Source organism: Rahnella sp. PD12R (assembly GCF_019200965.1).
Taxonomy (GTDB): Bacteria; Pseudomonadota; Gammaproteobacteria; order Enterobacterales; family Enterobacteriaceae; genus Rahnella; species Rahnella laticis.
In genome coordinates this window covers 157,837-174,955 of sequence record NZ_JAHTMS010000007.1, presented here as the reverse complement: position 1 = coordinate 174,955, position 17,119 = coordinate 157,837, and the positions used below count along the sequence as shown (strand labels likewise).

General features: G+C 53.2%; 19 protein-coding genes. 13 read left to right on the top strand and 6 right to left on the bottom strand.

Features of this window, described 5'->3' with window-relative positions; translation table 11 throughout:
- The first annotated feature begins 373 nt into the window (after positions 1–373).
- Positions 374–2,479 carry an elongation factor G gene (fusA, locus tag KWG64_RS15435; protein WP_195823124.1) on the top strand — a complete coding sequence of 702 codons (2,106 nt, stop codon included), beginning with the start codon at positions 374–376 and terminating at the stop codon, positions 2,477–2,479.
- A gap of 154 nt (positions 2,480–2,633) precedes the next feature.
- Here the strand turns inward: fusA and wrbA are convergent, their stop codons facing one another.
- The 3 genes from wrbA to KWG64_RS15420 all read right to left on the bottom strand — a co-directional run bounded on the left by wrbA (position 2,634) and on the right by KWG64_RS15420 (position 4,556).
- Positions 2,634–3,233: an NAD(P)H:quinone oxidoreductase gene (gene wrbA / locus KWG64_RS15430; protein WP_195815214.1), complete on the bottom strand. Its 600-nt coding sequence runs from the start codon at positions 3,231–3,233 to the stop codon at positions 2,634–2,636.
- Between the two features lie 302 nt (positions 3,234–3,535).
- The gene (locus tag KWG64_RS15425; RefSeq protein WP_218522376.1) at positions 3,536–4,108 is read right to left on the bottom strand and encodes a helix-turn-helix domain-containing protein; all 573 of its coding nucleotides are present in this window, start codon (positions 4,106–4,108) and stop codon (positions 3,536–3,538) included.
- Between the two features lie 205 nt (positions 4,109–4,313).
- Entirely contained in the window at positions 4,314–4,556 is a 243-nt protein-coding gene (locus KWG64_RS15420; RefSeq protein WP_195823126.1) for a hypothetical protein, read from the bottom strand.
- Positions 4,557–4,901: 345 nt separating this feature from the next.
- Here KWG64_RS15420 and KWG64_RS15415 point away from each other — a divergent pair, with 345 nt between their 5' ends.
- The 12 genes from KWG64_RS15415 to KWG64_RS15360 all read left to right on the top strand — a co-directional run bounded on the left by KWG64_RS15415 (position 4,902) and on the right by KWG64_RS15360 (position 15,799).
- On the top strand, positions 4,902–5,429 hold the full coding sequence (locus KWG64_RS15415) for a fimbrial protein (RefSeq protein ID WP_218522375.1): 528 nt from the start codon (positions 4,902–4,904) through the stop codon (positions 5,427–5,429).
- Positions 5,430–5,538: 109 nt separating this feature from the next.
- Entirely contained in the window at positions 5,539–6,096 is a 558-nt protein-coding gene (locus KWG64_RS15410; RefSeq protein ID WP_218522374.1) for a fimbrial protein, read from the top strand.
- Complete coding sequence (locus KWG64_RS15405) at positions 6,096–8,651, top strand: outer membrane usher protein (protein WP_218522373.1); 2,556 nt, start codon at positions 6,096–6,098, stop codon at positions 8,649–8,651. The genes KWG64_RS15410 and KWG64_RS15405 overlap by 1 nt, the downstream gene beginning before the upstream one ends.
- A gap of 90 nt (positions 8,652–8,741) precedes the next feature.
- Positions 8,742–9,500: a fimbria/pilus periplasmic chaperone gene (locus tag KWG64_RS15400; RefSeq protein WP_255562193.1), complete on the top strand. Its 759-nt coding sequence runs from the start codon at positions 8,742–8,744 to the stop codon at positions 9,498–9,500.
- A gap of 34 nt (positions 9,501–9,534) precedes the next feature.
- Entirely contained in the window at positions 9,535–10,095 is a 561-nt protein-coding gene (locus KWG64_RS15395) for a fimbrial protein (RefSeq protein WP_218522372.1), read from the top strand.
- A complete protein-coding gene (locus KWG64_RS15390) occupies positions 10,088–10,636 on the top strand; it encodes a fimbrial protein (protein ID WP_218522371.1) in 549 nt (182 codons plus the stop codon). The genes KWG64_RS15395 and KWG64_RS15390 overlap by 8 nt, the downstream gene beginning before the upstream one ends.
- Before the next feature lie 10 nt (positions 10,637–10,646).
- Positions 10,647–11,144, top strand: coding sequence for a fimbrial protein (locus KWG64_RS15385; protein ID WP_218522370.1), 498 nt, complete (start codon positions 10,647–10,649; stop codon positions 11,142–11,144).
- An 8-nt stretch (positions 11,145–11,152) separates the two neighbouring features.
- Positions 11,153–11,686, top strand: coding sequence for a fimbrial protein (locus tag KWG64_RS15380; protein WP_218522369.1), 534 nt, complete (start codon positions 11,153–11,155; stop codon positions 11,684–11,686).
- Positions 11,687–11,696: 10 nt separating this feature from the next.
- Positions 11,697–12,647, top strand: coding sequence for a fimbrial protein (locus tag KWG64_RS15375; protein ID WP_218522368.1), 951 nt, complete (start codon positions 11,697–11,699; stop codon positions 12,645–12,647).
- A gap of 20 nt (positions 12,648–12,667) precedes the next feature.
- Positions 12,668–14,350, top strand: coding sequence for a Wzy polymerase domain-containing protein (locus KWG64_RS15370; RefSeq protein WP_218522367.1), 1,683 nt, complete (start codon positions 12,668–12,670; stop codon positions 14,348–14,350).
- 116 nt (positions 14,351–14,466) lie between these two features.
- A complete protein-coding gene (locus KWG64_RS15365) occupies positions 14,467–15,102 on the top strand; it encodes a hypothetical protein (RefSeq protein WP_218522366.1) in 636 nt (211 codons plus the stop codon).
- A gap of 37 nt (positions 15,103–15,139) precedes the next feature.
- Complete coding sequence (locus tag KWG64_RS15360) at positions 15,140–15,799, top strand: DUF3313 domain-containing protein (RefSeq protein WP_218522365.1); 660 nt, start codon at positions 15,140–15,142, stop codon at positions 15,797–15,799.
- A gap of 48 nt (positions 15,800–15,847) precedes the next feature.
- Here the strand turns inward: KWG64_RS15360 and KWG64_RS15355 are convergent, their stop codons facing one another.
- Genes KWG64_RS15355 through KWG64_RS15345 form a run of 3 tightly spaced genes read right to left on the bottom strand, consistent with a single transcriptional unit; the run spans position 15,848 to position 17,064 of the window.
- Positions 15,848–16,375 carry a phospholipase D family protein gene (locus KWG64_RS15355; protein WP_218522364.1) on the bottom strand — a complete coding sequence of 176 codons (528 nt, stop codon included), beginning with the start codon at positions 16,373–16,375 and terminating at the stop codon, positions 15,848–15,850.
- 42 nt (positions 16,376–16,417) lie between these two features.
- Positions 16,418–16,651 (bottom strand): hypothetical protein, encoded by a 234-nt coding sequence (locus KWG64_RS15350; protein WP_195823137.1) that lies wholly within the window; start codon positions 16,649–16,651, stop codon positions 16,418–16,420.
- Positions 16,648–17,064: a hypothetical protein gene (locus KWG64_RS15345; RefSeq protein ID WP_195815230.1), complete on the bottom strand. Its 417-nt coding sequence runs from the start codon at positions 17,062–17,064 to the stop codon at positions 16,648–16,650. Before KWG64_RS15345 ends, KWG64_RS15350 begins: the two co-directional genes overlap by 4 nt.
- Positions 17,065–17,119: the final 55 nt, after the last annotated feature.

The following is a 17,119-nucleotide window of genomic DNA, read 5'->3' as shown; positions in this document are numbered from 1 at the left end:
CCTCAGTTTTACCCGTCATACTTCAGGTTGCAGATGCGTTGGCGGCTCTCATTCACCCGAATCACTTACCGGAGTAAGCTCATCGGGATTCTTTCGTTTGCCGCCTTCCTGCAACCCGAATTATTTTGGGTAAATGTGTTAAGCACATTATCGCGGCCGCGCAATATAACTTATCCGTCTGCGGCTGTACAACGCGACGGCCTCTGACCGATTTCATCAATAGAATAAAATTATTGTACGACTATACACGTACAATTGTAGTATGCTCTCCGCATTAAGAATTTTAGTAGTCACTTTATTTCTTAACTCAACTTTGTGACGGGATGTGAAATCACTCTCCGCCAACTTAGCCATCAACCAGTAAGGACGTTATATGGCTCGCAAAACGCCAATCGAGCGCTACCGCAATATCGGTATCTCAGCACACATCGACGCAGGTAAAACCACCACCACCGAGCGTATTCTTTTCTATACCGGCATGAACCATAAGCTGGGAGAAGTGCATGACGGCGGTGCGACCACAGACTGGATGGCTCAGGAACAGGAACGCGGCATTACGATTACGTCCGCTGCGGTGACCTGTTTCTGGCGCGGGATGGATCACTCGTTTGATGAGCATCGCATTAATATTATCGACACCCCGGGGCACGTGGATTTCACCATTGAAGTGGAACGTTCCATGCGTGTGCTCGACGGTGCGGTAATGGTGTACGACGCCGTGGGCGGCGTGCAGCCACAGTCTGAAACCGTCTGGCGTCAGGCAAATAAATACAAAGTGCCGCGTCTGGCCTTCGTTAACAAAATGGACCGTCAGGGTGCAGACTTCTTCCGCGTTCGCCAGATGATGGTTGACCGCCTGAAGGCCAATCCGGTGCCGATTGTGATTCCGATTGGCAGTGAAGAGCATTTCACCGGCGTGGTGGATTTGCGCAAAATGCGCGCCATCCTGTGGGATGACGAGACGCAGGGTATGACGTTTACCTATGAACCGATCCCGGCTGATTTACAGGCGCTTGCGGAAGAATGGCGCGAAAAGATGGTCTCAGCGGCGGCGGAAGCCAATGATGAGCTGATGGATAAATATCTCGAAGAAGGCACGCTGACTGAGGATGAAATTACTCAGGGTCTGCGTCTGCGCACCATCGCCGGTGAAATCCAGCCGATGCTGTGTGGCAGTGCGTTCAAGAATAAAGGTGTTCAGCGCATGCTCGACGCCGTGGTTGAACTGATGCCGTCGCCGCTGGATATTCCGCCGGTTGCCGGTACGGACGAAGACGGCAACGAAGTGTTCCGTCATTCCGACGATAACGAGAAGTTCTCGGCGCTGGCGTTCAAACTGATGACTGACCCGTATGTCGGCCAGCTGACGTTTGTCCGCGTTTATTCCGGCGTGCTGAAAAAAGGCGACAGCGTCTACAACCCGGTGCGCGGCAAGAAAGAACGCATCGGGCGTATTGTGCAGATGCATGCCAACGACCGCATCGAGATAGATGAAATCCGCGCCGGTGATATCGCGGCCTGTGTCGGCCTGAAAGATGTCACTACCGGTGAAACGCTGTGTGACCCGAGCGACATCATTACGCTGGTGCGCATGGAGTTCCCGGATCCGGTGATTTCGCAGGCGATTGAACCGAAGACCAAGGCCGACCAGGAAAAAATGGGGATTGCGCTGTCGCGGCTGGCGTCGGAAGACCCGTCGTTCCGCATCCGCACTGACGAGGAATCCGGCCAGACGATTATTTCCGGGATGGGCGAGTTGCATCTGGAAATCATCGTTGACCGTATGAAACGTGAGTTTGGCGTGGAAGCCAACATCGGTAAACCGCAGGTCACGTACCGCGAAACCGTGCGCAAAACCGTTCAGGATGTTGAAGGGAAATTTGTGCGCCAGTCCGGCGGTAAAGGCCAGTACGGCCACGTTGTCTTCACGCTCGAACCGTTGCCAGCGGGCACCGGCTTTGAGTTTGTCGATGCAACCAAAGGCGGCGTCGTGCCGCGCGACTACATTCCTGCGGTCGAAAAAGGGGTTACGGAAGCGCTGAACAACGGCATTCTGGCCGGTTATCCGGTGGTGGATGTGAAAGTCACGCTGACGTTCGGTTCCTACCACGAGGTCGACTCCTCGGAAATGGCGTTCAAAATGGCAGCCATCTTTGGTTTCAAAGAAGCAGCCAAACGTGCGGATCCGGTGATCCTCGAACCGATGATGAAAGTGGAAGTGGAAACCCCGGAAGAGTACGCCGGTGGCGTGATGGGCGATTTATCTTCCCGTCGCGGTACGGTTCAGGGCATGGAAGAAATAGCGGGCGGCGGCGGTAAAATCATCAAAGCCGAAGTGCCGTTATCCGAGATGTTCGGCTACTCCACCGTTTTGCGGTCGATGTCGCAAGGTCGTGCAACCTACAGCATGGAGTTCAATCACTATGCCGAGGCACCGCGCAATGTTGCAGAAAACATCATTGCATCGCGTGGTAAATAACTGAAACGGGCGTACTCTCCGCTCAAGACAAAACGGTCCGCAAGGGCCGTTTTTTTTGGGGTTTATTTGGAGATATAAAAAGTTCGCAGCACCGTGCTTAATCGTGATGGGAATTTAAGGCGCAAAGAATTGCGCCTTTTGCAGAGGTTACGCGTTAACTGAACAATTTTTGGGTAATGGTGGCAACGTGTTTGCCCTGATGCACGGCAATTCGCAGCTCTTCCGCGCTTGGCTGACGTGAACCGTCGCCGCCTGCGATGGTGGTTGCGCCGTAAGGTGTGCCGCCGCGAACCTGGGAAATGTCGAATAACTCAGGGGTGGTGTAACCGATTGGGACGATGATCATGCCGTGGTGGGCGAGGGTGGTCCAGGTTGAGGTAATCGTCATTTCCTGACCGCCGCCGGTACCGGTTGAGCTAAATACGCTGGCGACTTTACCGGCCAGTGCGCCTTTGGCCCATAAGCCGCCGGTCTGGTCGAGGAAGGTTCGCATCTGGCTGGACATATTCCCGAAACGGGTGGGTGTGCCGAGGATGATGGCGTCGTAATCGGCAAGTTCGGCTGGCGACGCGACGTCTGCTGTCTGGCCGGTTTTTCCGCCTGCGGCTTTAAATGCCTCTTCAGGAATGGTTTCCGGGACGCGTTTTACCGTGACTTCAACACCGGGTACGCTGCGGGCGCCTTCTGCAACACTCTGCGCCATCGTTTCAATATGACCGTACATAGAATGGTAAAGAACCAGTACTTTTGCCATTTTTAACTCCTCATGAGGTGGTGTTTGTTCCGTACTTTGTTCCGGTTTCTGACCGGCAATACGGGCGAACAATCCGCTTAAAAATCCCACATTAACTCCTCCGCCAGCACGGCGGTTGTGGTGAGCAAGAGACTCCATCGTCTGCGCACAGGCAGTCAGTTACAAACGCAAATTTTTGAACAGGCTCATCAATTAATTAGGGCAATGCGAAAACCGGGGACGAGATAAGTGCTGCTCGTCGGCTGTTTGCGTCTCTATAGCGTAGGTCAGATCGTCACTTTACGCGGGTACACAAACCTGAATTAAAATCGCTCAGGAATTGAATTAATACTTTTCAGTACTCCGTTTTCGATCACGACATATTCGCCTTTCCTGAGTTCAGAAAGAATATGCATGACGGCACTGCGGGATGCCTGAACTTTAGCGCGGATAAAGTTCTCGACAATAATCTGCTCGCGAATGGATTCCGGTTTGGCCATCAGCTCATAAAGTTGCATGCGCACGGCTTCGTATATTCTGCGCGAATTGAGCCGGAATATGACTTCGGGGGCGAGGCCCGCGAGAAGTTGCATATGTCGGGCAAAAGGTTCCCAAAGATTTAATTCACTCAGCAGAATATCGAAGATTTCGATATCAATAATGGCAATTTCGGCTTCCTCGAAAATTTTAATCACGTATAACGATTCGAACTCATCGGGAATGGGAATGATGCCCCGGATTGTCGGGGCGGGGATGTAATCAATCAGAATATCATCCGGCTGCCGGTGAACGGATACCGCACCCGTGCGGACGATGTAACATTTCGACTGTTCCTTCACGCTGCGCGTGAAACGGTGCCCGGCAGCATAGGTTTTGTATTCAAGCCAGGGGCTCATTTTTTGCAAGAGTATGTTGCAGTAAGTGTTATCCACCATAGTAGGGGCGGGTGTAAATTTTTTAGTCATGAAGTTTCAAAATCAGTGAAGACGAATACTTTAAGCATAGCAACGGGCAGGGCGAATCACGAACCGCGGGCCTGAAATAGTGAAAATAAAGCCAACGGGGACTCAACCGGAATAACCATCAAAACAATCCGTTAGCCTAAACTGCGGTAAACCAGTGGGTGACCAGATCGATGCCAATATAAATCACTTCATGATCTACATCGGACATCAGGGGAATGCAGGGATAAAAATCCGGTTTTTCCTCTTCCAGTAACGCCTGCACATCATGGTCATCAAACATACTGAAGTCACACTGACTCAGGTACCACGTACTGAAATCATCAAAAGACGACAAAACCTGTACATCGTTTTTGCTGTTATCTCTTTTATAGACATGCATATTTTCTCATTTCCCTGGTTCATCTTCTTAATAAATGAAGCGCAATGCTTTTTTCAGGATACAGAGACGGCGCAAACCCGCAGGTAAAATTCGCTCCAAAAATGGACTGAACTGATTTTGCCCGAAACAGTAACATTCATTATTATCTGCACATCGGAAAGTTACTGAACTCCGAAGTGTGTTATCCCGATATTAATTATCAAGGATGACGAAGCCGCCTCTCATGATTTTTTAAAGCAATTCCAATAAACCGAATACGCATTTATTCGACGGCTTATTAATGTGCTTTATTAAGTGATGAACGTTGTGCGGATATTAACTGAGAAAGGCAAATAAAGGTTTTATATGAATATCCAGAAAATCGCTTTAATTTTAGCTATGGCTTCCGGTGTGGCAATGGGCGCTGCAAATGCGAAAGACCAGGGCCACGGCACAATCACTTTCACCGGTTCTATTATTGATGCGCCTTGCTCAATTACGCCTGAAAGCTCCGATCAGACTATCGATCTGGGTCAGGTTTCCAATCTGGCGCTGAAAGACGGCGGCCGTTCAATTCCGCAGGTTTTCACTATCAAACTGGAACAGTGTGATACCACCACGTCCAAAACCGTTACCACCACGTTTTCCGGTACGGCGTCGACTGCCAATAAAGATCTGCTAGGTCTGGCGGGTACGGCGAAAGGGGCTTCTATCGGTATCAGCACCACCACCGGTGATCTGGTCAAATTAGGCTCTGCGTCTCCGGCGCAGGCGCTGCTGACGGGCACCAACAACCTGTCCTTTGCCGCTTATCTGCAAGGCGACGGCGCGAGCGCAACCATCGTTCCGGGCAGCTTCCAGTCAGTGGCTAACTTCGCACTCGACTACCCGTAAGAAACTGAGCGGCGGATACCCCGGTATTCGCCTTCACGTCGCCATGCTGGTGCTTAACCAAAACGCTCAGCATGGCGTGTGTCAGCGAAGTACAAACCCGGATTTTCGCATGTCATTAGCCTGCTCAATTTGCAAGAAAGCGCTGCCTTCTCTGCTGGCACTGTCCGTTCTGGGCACGGCCTTCAGTTTTGCAAGCGCTTCGCCTTCCGCCCCTGAATTCGGTCACGTCCACATGCAGGGCAGCATCATCGATACGCCTTGCGCAATATCCACCGCAGACATTCATCAGAGCATCGAAATGAGTGTATCGACGGTCGGTGAGATGGTGCTTAACGGCCGGGGCTCACAAAAGGCTTTTTCACTGAATCTGGTGAATTGCGATCTGAATTCACACAGCCAGGAACAACCCGACAGCACGCATTTCAGCACTACGTTTGACGGGCCTTCTGATCACGGTTTGTTTCGCATCAGCGGTGCCGAAGGTGTCGGATTGCAGATCACCGATGCGCTGGGCCATCCCGCAACGCCGGGGCAGCCTCTCCCCTCTGGGTCATTAGTGCCGGGAACTCAGCGACTGGATTATATCCTGCGTCTGGTGAGTAACGATCAACCTCTGAAAGTGGGCGAGTATCACGCCATTTTGCGTTTTAAAGTTGACTACTTCTGATGATTTTAACAGTGAAAAACCGTATTCCGTTAGCCAGAAACAGCCGGTTCCCCACGCCATTTTACGGGGCTTTATGCCCGATAGCCGTGGGGGTCCTGATGGCGCTGTTTCCGGTGCGCAGTGTCCGCGCTGAAGAGGCCGTGCAGTTCAACACCGATGTGCTGGATGTGAAAGAGCGCGCGAATATCGATCTGGGGCAGTTTTCTCAGCCGGGTTATGTGATGCCCGGGAAATATCAGCTTTCACTGCGCGTGAATAAATTCGATATCCCGGATCAGAGCGTTGAGTTTCTGGCGCCTGACGGCGACCCGAAAGGCAGTGAGCCTTGCCTTACGCCGGAAATGGTCGGGAAATTTGGCCTGAAAGCGGCGACGTTAAAAGGGGCAACCTGGTGGCACGAAAACCAGTGCCTCGATTTGAAATCCCTGGATGGCATCACGGCAACCGCCGATCTCGGCACCGGCGCGCTGAATATCAACGTGCCACAGGCCTACATGGAATACACCTCGGAAACCTGGGAACCGCCATCCCACTGGGATAACGGCATTGCGGGCGCGCTGTTTGATTACAACGTGAATGCGATGAACTCAAGCCAGAGCGACGGCGGGCGCAGCCGTACCGTCAGTGGCAACGGGACCACCGGCGTGAACCTCGGCCCGTGGCGTCTGCGCGCTGACTGGCAGGCGCAGTACAACAAGTCCACCGGCGAAAACAGCACCACGCAGAAGAACTGGGACTGGAACCGTTTTTACGCTTACCGCGCCGTGACGTCACTGCGGGCGAAAATGGTGCTTGGCGAAACGTCACTGAACTCCGCGATGTTTGACAGCTTCCGTTTCAGCGGTGCCAGTCTGGTGACCGACGATAACCAGCTGCCGCCAAACCTGCGCGGCTATGCGCCGGAAGTGGTCGGTGTGGCTAAAACCAACGCCAAAGTCACCATCAGCCAGCAGGGGCGGGTGTTGTATGAAACGACGGTCGCGGCCGGTCCGTTCCGGATCCAGGACCTGAACTCAGCGGTCTCCGGCAAGCTTGATGTGAAAGTCGAGGAGCAGGATGGCAGCGTCACCACGTTTAAAGTCGATACCGCCAGCATTCCTTATCTGACCCGTCCGGGGCTGGTGCGTTACAAAGTCTCCGCCGGTAAGCCTGAAGATTACGGCCACCACACGCAGGGCCCGGACTTCGCCACGGGAGAATTTTCCTGGGGCGTCAACAGCGGCTGGTCGCTGTACGGCGGTGCGCTCTTAGCCGGAGATTATAACGCGGCGTCACTGGGTGTCGGCCGTGACCTGCTGGCCTTCGGGGCGGTGTCTATGGACGTCACGCAGTCGCAGGCTCAGTTACCGGATGAAGGCACCAAAAGTGGCAAATCTTTCCGTGTCAGTTACTCGAAACGCTTTGATGAGTATGACAGCCAGGTGACCTTCGCCGGTTACCGCTTCTCGGAAAAAAACTTCATGAATATGTCGCAGTATCTGGACAGGCGTTACGGCGAAAACAACAGCGACGGCAGCGACAAAGAGCTGTACACCGTGACATTCAACAAGCAGTTCCGGCCGCTCAATATCAGCGCCTACCTGAATTACAGCCATCAGACCTACTGGGATCGCGACGCGACCGATACCTGGAACCTGTCGGTTTCTAACTTTTTTGACGTCGGGCGCTTTAAAAACGTCAGCGTCAGCGTCTCGGCTTACCGCTCGCAGCGCGACGGATCCAACGACGACGGCATGTACCTGAGCCTCTCTTTGCCGTGGGGTAACGGCGGCAGCCTGAGCTACTACAGCCAGTACAGCGACGGCACTAACAACCGCACCGTGGGTTACTACAACCGGTTGGATGAGAACAATAACTACCGCATTAATGCGGGCACGACTTCCGACGGGCAGGGCACCGGCAGCGGGTATTTCACCCACGACGGCGATAAAGCCAGCATGACCGCCAACGCCAGCTATACCGGCAGCGAGTACAACGCTTACGGCGTCTCCATGCAGGGCGGTTTAACCGCCACCGCACAAGGTGCCGCGTTGCACCGGGTCAGCACGCCGGGCGGCACGCGAATGATGGTTGATACCGACGGCGTGAGCGATGTCCCGGTGCACGGCTCCGGTGGCACGGTGCGGACAAACTCCTTTGGTAAGGCTGTTGTCAGTGATGTCAGCAGCTATTACCGCAGCAGTGTGAACGTTGATCTCGACAAACTGCCGGATAACGTGGACGCCACCCGTTCGGTGGTGCAGGACACACTGACGGAAGGCGCCATTGGCTACCGCAAGTTCGGCATTCTGGCCGGTGAAAAAGCGATGGCGATCATCAGACTGGCCGATGGCAGCTCACCGCCGTTCGGCGCGGAAATCCGCAATAAGCAGGGCACGCAGACCGGGATCGTCGGCGAGAACGGCAGCACCTGGCTCTCCGGCATTCGTCCGGGAGAATCCATGGACGTCAGCTGGAATGACGCCGTGCAGTGTCGCATTGACCTGCCATCTCCGCTGCCTGAGCAGGGCAAAGGGCTGTTGCTGCCTTGCCGCCTGCTGAAAAAGAACAACTGACAACTCCGTGACGCAGGCATAGCGACGCGCAATCTGGCCGGATGCCTGTAATCACACAACCTTTTATGACTCAGTGAAGTCTCTGTGAACATGACTATGAATATCTCAAAAAGCCGTATGAAAATCGCCCTGAGCGCCCTCGCTCTGATACTGACCGCCCAGCAGGCGCATGCCGCCATTGCGCTCGACAGAACCCGCGTGATTTTTAACGCCGGGCCGAAATCTCTCACGCTCGGCATCAGCAATCAGAATAAATCCCTGCCTTATCTGGCGCAGGCCTGGCTCGAAGATGCCGACGGGAAAAAAATTGAAGCACCTGTCATGGCGTTGCCGCCGTTACAGCGTGTGGAGCCGGGAGCCAAAGGGCAGGTGAAGATCCAGACAACCGGCAGCCTGGCCGGTTTGCCGCAGGATCGGGAATCGTTGTTTTATTTCAACGTGCGTGAAATTCCGCCAAAAAGCAGCAAGCCGAACACGCTTCAGCTGGCACTCCAGACGCGCGTAAAAATGTTTTACCGCCCGGAAACGCTTGAAATTAAGCAGGGTGACGATAATGAAGCGCAGAAAAAACTGACGCTCGTCCGCCAGGGCGACAGCTATCAGCTGACTAACCCGACGCCTTACTTTGTAACGATTGTTGCCGCGTCGGCGTCGGCAAAAGGCAATTCCGTCGACGGCTTTAAACCGGTGATGGTGAGCCCGAAAAGCAGCATTGCGCTGGGCGCTTCCGGCAGTGTGCTCGGCAGCCATCCGGTGCTGACGTTTGTGAATGATTTTGGCGGACGTCCGAAGCTTAATTTCAGCTGTAACGGCAGCACCTGCGCGGTCAGCAGCGTCACCGCAGGCTGATGAACGGTCAATGCGCCGGATAACGGAGAGGGATATGAGCAGACAAAAAGTGGGAGTGCCGTATTTCGCCTGCGTGATGCTGACGGGCGGAATGCTGCTGTCGGCCAGTTGCGCCGCAGCCGATAACCAGAACACCGGCGCCGGGGAGGGCGATCTGCAAATTCACGGCGCGCTGATGGAAGCACCGTGCCTGCTGGATATGCGCTCAGAATTTCAGGACGTAAAAATGGACAGTTCGGTCATTGCCCACCTTCATAAAACGGGTGATACCGGTCAGCCGGTTCAGGTCACCTTTCGTTTGCTGGGGTGCTTTGCGGCCCGCGCGGGCATAAAGGAAATGCCCGTTGTGAGTTTCCAGTCACCGGCAGATCCGGATGAGCCGACGTTGCTGTCAATTGGCGGTGTCTCGGGTATTGGCTTGCGTATCCTCGATGAGCAGGGGCGACAAGTTATGCCCGGTGAACGCCATCAACCGCAGTTCAGCAGCGATGGTGGTAACACGCTGGTTTATAACGTGGTTCCGGTACGCACCCGCGCAACGCTGACCACGGGGCGCTTTCAGGCCACGGTAGATTTTCGGATGAATTATGAATAACCGCACTGTCAGTATTTTTATCGTCGCCATTTTGCTGGCACCGGTTTTTGGCGTGCAGGCTGACCCCGGCAATGCCGGTGATAATGACTCCATGGATATCAATATCACCGGCACGGTGGTGGCGAACGGTTCCTGCACCTTCAACCAGGGCGGCACGCTGAATGTCGATTTTGGTGAGGTGAAGCTGATGAGTTCGGGCACCAATACGGTAGAGCTTTCCGGGAATTACAGCAAACCGCTGGTCAGCGACTTCTTCTGTGAAGGGGATACGGCAGGGTTGTTGCAAATGAAATTCACGTCCAGCTCCGGCAGCTATGAAACTTATCAGGGCGCGCAGGTACTGGCGGCGGATAAGGATGTTGTTGGAATTGAACTGCTGGTTAACGGAGCACCGCAGAACATGGGGGAGTGGTTCACGATAGATCAGAGTGCCGCTCCGGCGCTGAAAGCGCAGCTGGTTCAGCTGAATACCAGCAGCGAAAGCATTGTCAGCGGCGACGTCTTCAGTGCGTCCGGCACGCTGACGATGGCGTTTAACTGAGGTGCGCGTGATGAAAAAAACGGTGTTTTTAACCCTGATGGCGGCTTTGGTGATGCCTGTTGTGCACGCAGCGCAAACCGGCGACAGCGTGACTTACAACTTCAAAGGGCATTTTCTGGTGCTCTCGCCCTGCGTTATCAGCGATGACAAGGTGCTCGATATTGCCTTTAACACCGTCGGCGTGAAAAAGGTAGACGGAGTGAATTACAAACAGACCATTCCGTACACCGTGGAATGCAAGGGCGAACCGGATAATACCCCGCTGAACCTGACGGTCACTGGTACGGCGGAGAGTTTTGATAACGCGGCAGTGACGACGGACGCTGCCGGTCTAGGAATACAGATTCAGGCCGACGGCCAGCCGCTAAAACTCAATACGGCGAAGGCGACCACGCTGGGTGCGCTGAGTACTCTGGTATTAACCGCGGTGCCGGTCAAAGACCCGGCCACAGAACTGACCGCGCAGGTCTTCTCCGCCACGGCGACGCTGAAGGTGGATTATCAATGAGAGGCCTGATGAAATTCTTTGTGTGTTGCGGGTTTGCCGTGGCGATTGTGCTGATTGGCATATTGTTTATCGCACCGGTCGGTGCCGTGGAAAACAACCTGAAATTCAGCGGCACGCTGGTCAGCGACCCGTGCGAACTGGACCCGGCGACCAGCGAACTGACAATAGATTTTGGCACGGTGATTAAGAAAGGGTTGTACCTGCACGAACGCACAAACGCGAAGCCCTTCACCATTAACCTGATTGAGTGCGACACCGCGCAGGGCAACCAGGTCACCATTACATTCAGCGGCACGGAAAGCACGGCGCTGCCGGGCGCGCTGGCAGTTACTGGTGCGACGGGTATTGCGATCGGGCTGGAGAACGCAAACGGCACGCCGCAGGCACTGAACCAGCCGACGCCGGTGTATTCCCTGGCCAACGGCACTAACAGTTTTACCATTCAGGCTTATGTGACAGGTGAACCCGACGCCATTACGGCGCAGTCAATTACCACCGGTGATTTTAGTGCGACGGCCACTTTTGAAATGGCTTACCCATAACAGAATAAAGATGATGAAAATGAATATATTAAATGTAGGAAGATTGTTCCTGCTGGCTGTTGTGCTGATATTGAGCTGGCAGCAGGCAAGGGCGAGTATTACTGGAGTGCATTCAATAAGTTTGACTGACAACGGAGTTGAGTGTGTAAACCAAGGATATTATGTTCAGACCGTTCCGTGGGGCGACCCGGTGGCTGTAGCAGCTTTAAACGCTGGGGGGGCATGCACGCTGTCATCCAGCAACTATGTCCCACATTCTGGGATGTATAAGGTTGAATTGAAGTTTTTACAAGACCAAGGAGGTCGTCCTAGCATACTAGTATTAGATGTAAGTACAAATCCCGTTTTTGTTGATGGTACTAAATCAATAGACCAGCAATCGATCGTTGTCACTGGGTCTGCCGCAAGCAAAAATGTGCCACGTGGATCGAAATATTATGGTTGCCAGTATCTTGTAGATGGGAACGATAATAAGTACCTTATTTCAGCTACTGAGTCCGCTAGCCAAGCTTGTGCTCCTCAGGCGGAGCCTCTCCCTCCAACACCTGTTGTACCCGATACCTCCTGCACCCTTAACGACGGCAATGCCCTTAATGTGAATTTAAACAACGTTGACCGTTCGCAAATGCCGACCGTGCCGGGTTCCGGTTCTATGCGCCATATTCAGGTGCCGGTTGAATGCACCGGCGGCGATGTGACCGTGAATATGAAGCTGAATTACACACCGATTTCGTTAAGTGCGGGAGAGGTTATTAAATCTTCATCAAACGGATTAGGCGTTTCGGTGGTTTATAACAGTAAAATATTGTCATCAACGGATATTACGCCCGTGACATTTACCACCGGTTCCAATTCTATAGATCTTGCATTTCAGGCGGTGCGTGACCCGACCGTTGAAATAAAAGATGTGCCTACCGGGGCATTTACCGCCAGTGCGGTACTCGTTATGACACAACAATAATTATAATTTTTGGAAGAATCATGTCAGGGCTGTTTCTATTTCCTTCTTTTTCAGATGAGCGCATTAATATCGGCGTGTCGTTTTTGTTATTCCTCTGGTTCTGCGGTGGTCTGAATTTCGTATTACCGAATCACGGCGGAGCAGGGCTTTCATTGCCGCAAAATATACTGGCGTGGGCGGTCATGGCGGTTATTTCGCTGTGGTGCGCTTTCCACCTGACAAGACGACGAACGGCTGCGGGCAAGTTAATACTTCCGCCGGGCACCGGCCTGATAGTTGCCGGAGCTGTGCTCTGGTCTTTGCCGTTGTTATGGTCACCGCGTACTGACTGGCAATTAAACGCGCTGCCGAAAGTTCTCGCGTTATGGGGAATGGTCGCATTATACGTGCTGTTGTTGTGCACCACGTCCTGCCGCCGCCTGCGTTCACGCTGGTTAATTATTCTGGTCATCGCCGCACTGTTGCAGGCTTTTCATGCGCTGTGGCAGTTAAAAGATTTTGCCGAATTACCACACGGACGACCTTACGGCAGCTTTCAGCAAGCCAACGTATTAGCCTCTTTCCTGGCTACCGGGCTGGCCTGCGCGTTATGGCTTTTCTTACAGCAAGGCAAGCGGCTGAGGCGCGCTATCTGCGGCGCGGCGCTGTTTATTATCCCCGCCGTGATGGTGTTTTTACAAAGCCGGGCCGGGAATATCGGAGCGATCCTCGCCACGGTTCTGTTGCTTTCGCTGACTTTTACGCATAAGAAAAAGCAGGCAACGCTGGCCGTTTTGATCATGGCTGCGGGCACCGGAACGGGGCTTTTCTGGCTCTGTTACGGACATCTCTTTTTCCCGTTCTTCACGCCAGCCATAAAAGAAAGCTCCACACTTTCGCGCTGGAATATGATGAAACTGACCTGGCAAATGATCCGCCTGCATCCTCTGGCCGGTAGCGGATACGGAGGCTTCGAGGCGGTGTACGGTGCACTGGCAAAAATGACGGGGACGGGGCTGGATAACGATACCATTCAGTATCCGCACAATGAGCTGTTATATGCCTGGGCCGAGGGCGGATTAACGGCGGTATGCGGGATCTTGCTGATGGTCGGCGGTGTGTTCAGACGCCTGTGGAGCGCGGGAGGCGCGCGTTTTACCGGCGTCGCGCTGCTGTTGCCCATCGCCGTGCATATGAATCTGGAATATCCGTTATACCAGTCCGCCACGCACGGGCTGACGATTATCATGTTGCTGGTGGTTTGCGGCGCGGCATCTGCACGCACTAAAGAAGAAAGGCAAAATCTGCCCATACTCTGGCGAAGCGCGGCCACGCTTATTCCGGTCGCGGTGCTGACGTTTATGGTTACCGGCCTTCAGACCCAGCAGCAATTAACCCGCATCGAGCAGCAGGGGCTTTTGCCGTTCGTTTTCAACCAACAGGCGGTAACGGATTCATTACTGAACCCTTACAGCCAGTCTGGCCGGATCGATTTTGACCAGCATGTCGCATTATTAGTGCGATTTAATCAGACGCAGGATCTGGCCTTACTCGAAACCTTCAGCGACTGGGCGGAAGACTATTTGCAGGTGCATAACGATCCGTCCGTGTATGCCAGTTTGCTGATGATACTGCGGGTGCAGCGTTTGCCGTCGGCGGAACGCATTTGTCAGGAAGCCAAAGGGCGCTGGCAATCGGATCCGCGTTTTATCTGCGATGAATAACAGCGGGTTAATTGCAATATTGACTCTGGAATTTCCAGTCTCAAATTGGACTGGGTATTGATTGAAGTGTTCCGGCTTTTATCGATAATCAGGCGTCCCTTATCAGAGCGCTCAGTATGAATAACATCAGTATCCAAAGTGATAATTATTATGTGAAGGAAGCTATCAGAAACATAATTAATGAATCCACGTTTATATCTCACGCTGGGCAGTCGGTGGCGATATTTTTCTTTGAAAAGCAGTGGGTAACGCGTCATGAGTTTCACTCGTTATTATTATGCCAGGCGGACAGGGTTCTGATTATTGGCTCGGACGTGGTGCTGTCTTTTATTGAGAAAAATATTCTAATAAAAAATGTCTGTCTTCTGTCCGGCAAGGCGGAAATTAAAACCATCAGGACTGCGCTGAACAATTTCCTTAACGGCGTTTACTCTGTATTGCTGCAATATCCGGAACCGTCACAAGAGGCATATAAACTGACGGAGAAATCCATCAGGATTATATCGTCATATTTATCAGGCGTGCCCCTGGCGGCCATTTCTAAAGTGGAAAAGATTAACGCTAAAACGTTATACGCCTACAAATCAAAAGTGATGACAGAAAAGGGGCTGATCTCTTCATTAAGCCTGGTGAATCACTGGAAAATGGTGCGGCTGGCTGAAATCTATCTGGAGAATATTACGCCCGCGCAATACCTGAAAAGCGAGAAGCGAAGCGCGCAACCCACGCCGTATGCTTATCAGGTTTTGTGAAGCGACCGGTTTAAATAACAATTTCTAAGGACGGGAAATGCAAATTTTGCCCAAACTGATGGCGGTCGCCGGGGTAGTCATATTGTCCGGCTGTACATCAAAAATCGCTGAGCCTGAAAAATATTCCGGCTTCCTGCAGGATTATTCAGGGCTGACTGAAGCGGCGTCGCCGTCAGGGAGGCCGGAATTACGCTGGGTTTCACCTCAGTACGATCCGAAAAATTACGACAGCATCGTGTTCACGCCGGTGACGTATTTCCCGCAGCCTTCGGCAACTTCTGAGGCCAATGCGCAAATGCTGGAAACCATTCGTGCGTATACGGAAACCCAGCTAAAAGCGGCGCTGGCGGCGCACAAAACGCTGGCAACCTCGCCGGACGCGCACTGCCTGATTTTCCGCGGGGCGATTACGCATGTGGACACGAATAAAGAGGGGCTTCAGTTTTATGAAGTCCTGCCGGTCGGTTTGCTGATCGCAGGAGCAGAAGCGGCTTCCGGGCACCGGACAATGAATACCCATCTGTATTTTGAAGCGGAGCTGATTGATGCCACGACTCAACAGCCCGTGATGAAAGTGGTGCGAAAAGCGGAAGGAAAAACGCTTTCCAACGAATCAAAACCCGTGACGCTCGAGGCGCTCAAAGAAGCCATAGACGCGATGGCCTCGGACGCTGCCGACATCCGTTCGGCAAGCTGACCCGCCCCCGGTGTAATGCACAATGCCCGACGTTGTGCATTACCCCTCTCAGCCATTCTTCCCGCTCAACACTTCTGACAACGCCCACCGGCTGGCAAAATGTTGCTGAAACTGTTTCGTCACGCCGGGCATGTCGCGCAGGATCACCACGTTTTCGCTGTTAGCGGTTTCTGCTGTTTGCGAATAATTGAAGGAGCCGGTTTCAACGGCGTTGCCGTCGGCGATGATCACTTTGTCATGCTGGATGTGATAGTGCTTATCGACACGCAGCTGGATGCCATGCGCCGAGGCATCCGCAATATTGTGCAGTGCTTTCGGGTTATGCATATTCTGACGGTTATCGACAATAACCTGCACCGAAACGCCACGGTCGGCGGCGGAATCCAGCGCGGCAACGACGTCATGCGCCGTAAATTCGTAGGCCATCATTTTGATGCTCTTGTGCGCATGGCTGATCAAATCCAGAACCAGCGCGCGGGCGGAGCCTTCAGGCGAAAAACCGACCTGAACCGTTTGTGCCTGAACGCTGCCCGCGAGAAGGGTGGTCACGGCGAGGCATTTTATCCACGTTTTCATTTCTTCAGAGTCTCCTGGCGAGCTGCGAATGAATCGTGTGAATCATTCGCAGGCGCTTTTCTCGGTTTCCCAACTGACCAGAACGGCCACTTCATCGGGCTGGGCGATAAATTTACTGAGCGTCGCGGTATGGCCGTCTTGCATCATGACCGAAATCGCGACGCCGGTGATGCCACCGGTCAGCGGCGTTTCCTCGACGCGTTGCAGCATTTTCAGGCAGGTATATTGCTGCTGCGGCCCCAGATGTCTGAACTGATCGGTATGGTGTTTCTTCATACAGCGGTCCTGCCGTAGATCTGCCCGTTACGCATCAGCACCACTTTATGCGTGCGCTTGTAATAGATCGCCGTAAAAATGCCTTTGCGGTAAACCTGAGCATCCGCGTTATCTTCATCCAGTGCCGCCGCGGTGCTTTCGATGTATCCCTGCTTATCGCCGGGAAAGATTTTGATATCGATACCCTTGATCCGCACATGCACAACGCGTTTGGCGGTCTGCGCATATTGCTTTGCTGAGTTCTCCATCGCCTGTTTCATGGCGGTAGTTTCAATCGCCGTCTGTCGGTTTTGTTCCACGATATAACAGGCGTCTTTGGAAATACCTTGCGCCCGGCAATCCGCCATCCGCGAGGCCTGAGTGGAACAACCGGCAAGAAGAACCAGTGCGGTGATGATAAAAATTCTTTTCATAAATTGACCGTTAAATGTTTTAGCAGAATGCCGTGGCTGACGCCGCCAGCCACGG

What these genes read in the sequence shown, in the direction of transcription:
- fusA (WP_195823124.1), top strand. Translation starts at nt 374, where the DNA reads ATGGCTCGCAAAACGCCAATCGAGCGCTACCGCAATATCGGTATCTCA.
- wrbA (WP_195815214.1), bottom strand. Translation starts at nt 3,233, where the DNA reads ATGGCAAAAGTACTGGTTCTTTACCATTCTATGTACGGTCATATTGAA.
- KWG64_RS15425 (WP_218522376.1), bottom strand. Translation starts at nt 4,108, where the DNA reads ATGAGCCCCTGGCTTGAATACAAAACCTATGCTGCCGGGCACCGTTTC.
- KWG64_RS15420 (WP_195823126.1), bottom strand. Translation starts at nt 4,556, where the DNA reads ATGCATGTCTATAAAAGAGATAACAGCAAAAACGATGTACAGGTTTTG.
- KWG64_RS15415 (WP_218522375.1), top strand. Translation starts at nt 4,902, where the DNA reads ATGAATATCCAGAAAATCGCTTTAATTTTAGCTATGGCTTCCGGTGTG.
- KWG64_RS15410 (WP_218522374.1), top strand. Translation starts at nt 5,539, where the DNA reads ATGTCATTAGCCTGCTCAATTTGCAAGAAAGCGCTGCCTTCTCTGCTG.
- KWG64_RS15405 (WP_218522373.1), top strand. Translation starts at nt 6,096, where the DNA reads ATGATTTTAACAGTGAAAAACCGTATTCCGTTAGCCAGAAACAGCCGG.
- KWG64_RS15400 (WP_255562193.1), top strand. Translation starts at nt 8,742, where the DNA reads ATGACTATGAATATCTCAAAAAGCCGTATGAAAATCGCCCTGAGCGCC.
- KWG64_RS15395 (WP_218522372.1), top strand. Translation starts at nt 9,535, where the DNA reads ATGAGCAGACAAAAAGTGGGAGTGCCGTATTTCGCCTGCGTGATGCTG.
- KWG64_RS15390 (WP_218522371.1), top strand. Translation starts at nt 10,088, where the DNA reads ATGAATAACCGCACTGTCAGTATTTTTATCGTCGCCATTTTGCTGGCA.
- KWG64_RS15385 (WP_218522370.1), top strand. Translation starts at nt 10,647, where the DNA reads ATGAAAAAAACGGTGTTTTTAACCCTGATGGCGGCTTTGGTGATGCCT.
- KWG64_RS15380 (WP_218522369.1), top strand. Translation starts at nt 11,153, where the DNA reads ATGAAATTCTTTGTGTGTTGCGGGTTTGCCGTGGCGATTGTGCTGATT.
- KWG64_RS15375 (WP_218522368.1), top strand. Translation starts at nt 11,697, where the DNA reads ATGATGAAAATGAATATATTAAATGTAGGAAGATTGTTCCTGCTGGCT.
- KWG64_RS15370 (WP_218522367.1), top strand. Translation starts at nt 12,668, where the DNA reads ATGTCAGGGCTGTTTCTATTTCCTTCTTTTTCAGATGAGCGCATTAAT.
- KWG64_RS15365 (WP_218522366.1), top strand. Translation starts at nt 14,467, where the DNA reads ATGAATAACATCAGTATCCAAAGTGATAATTATTATGTGAAGGAAGCT.
- KWG64_RS15360 (WP_218522365.1), top strand. Translation starts at nt 15,140, where the DNA reads ATGCAAATTTTGCCCAAACTGATGGCGGTCGCCGGGGTAGTCATATTG.
- KWG64_RS15355 (WP_218522364.1), bottom strand. Translation starts at nt 16,375, where the DNA reads ATGAAAACGTGGATAAAATGCCTCGCCGTGACCACCCTTCTCGCGGGC.
- KWG64_RS15350 (WP_195823137.1), bottom strand. Translation starts at nt 16,651, where the DNA reads ATGAAGAAACACCATACCGATCAGTTCAGACATCTGGGGCCGCAGCAG.
- KWG64_RS15345 (WP_195815230.1), bottom strand. Translation starts at nt 17,064, where the DNA reads ATGAAAAGAATTTTTATCATCACCGCACTGGTTCTTCTTGCCGGTTGT.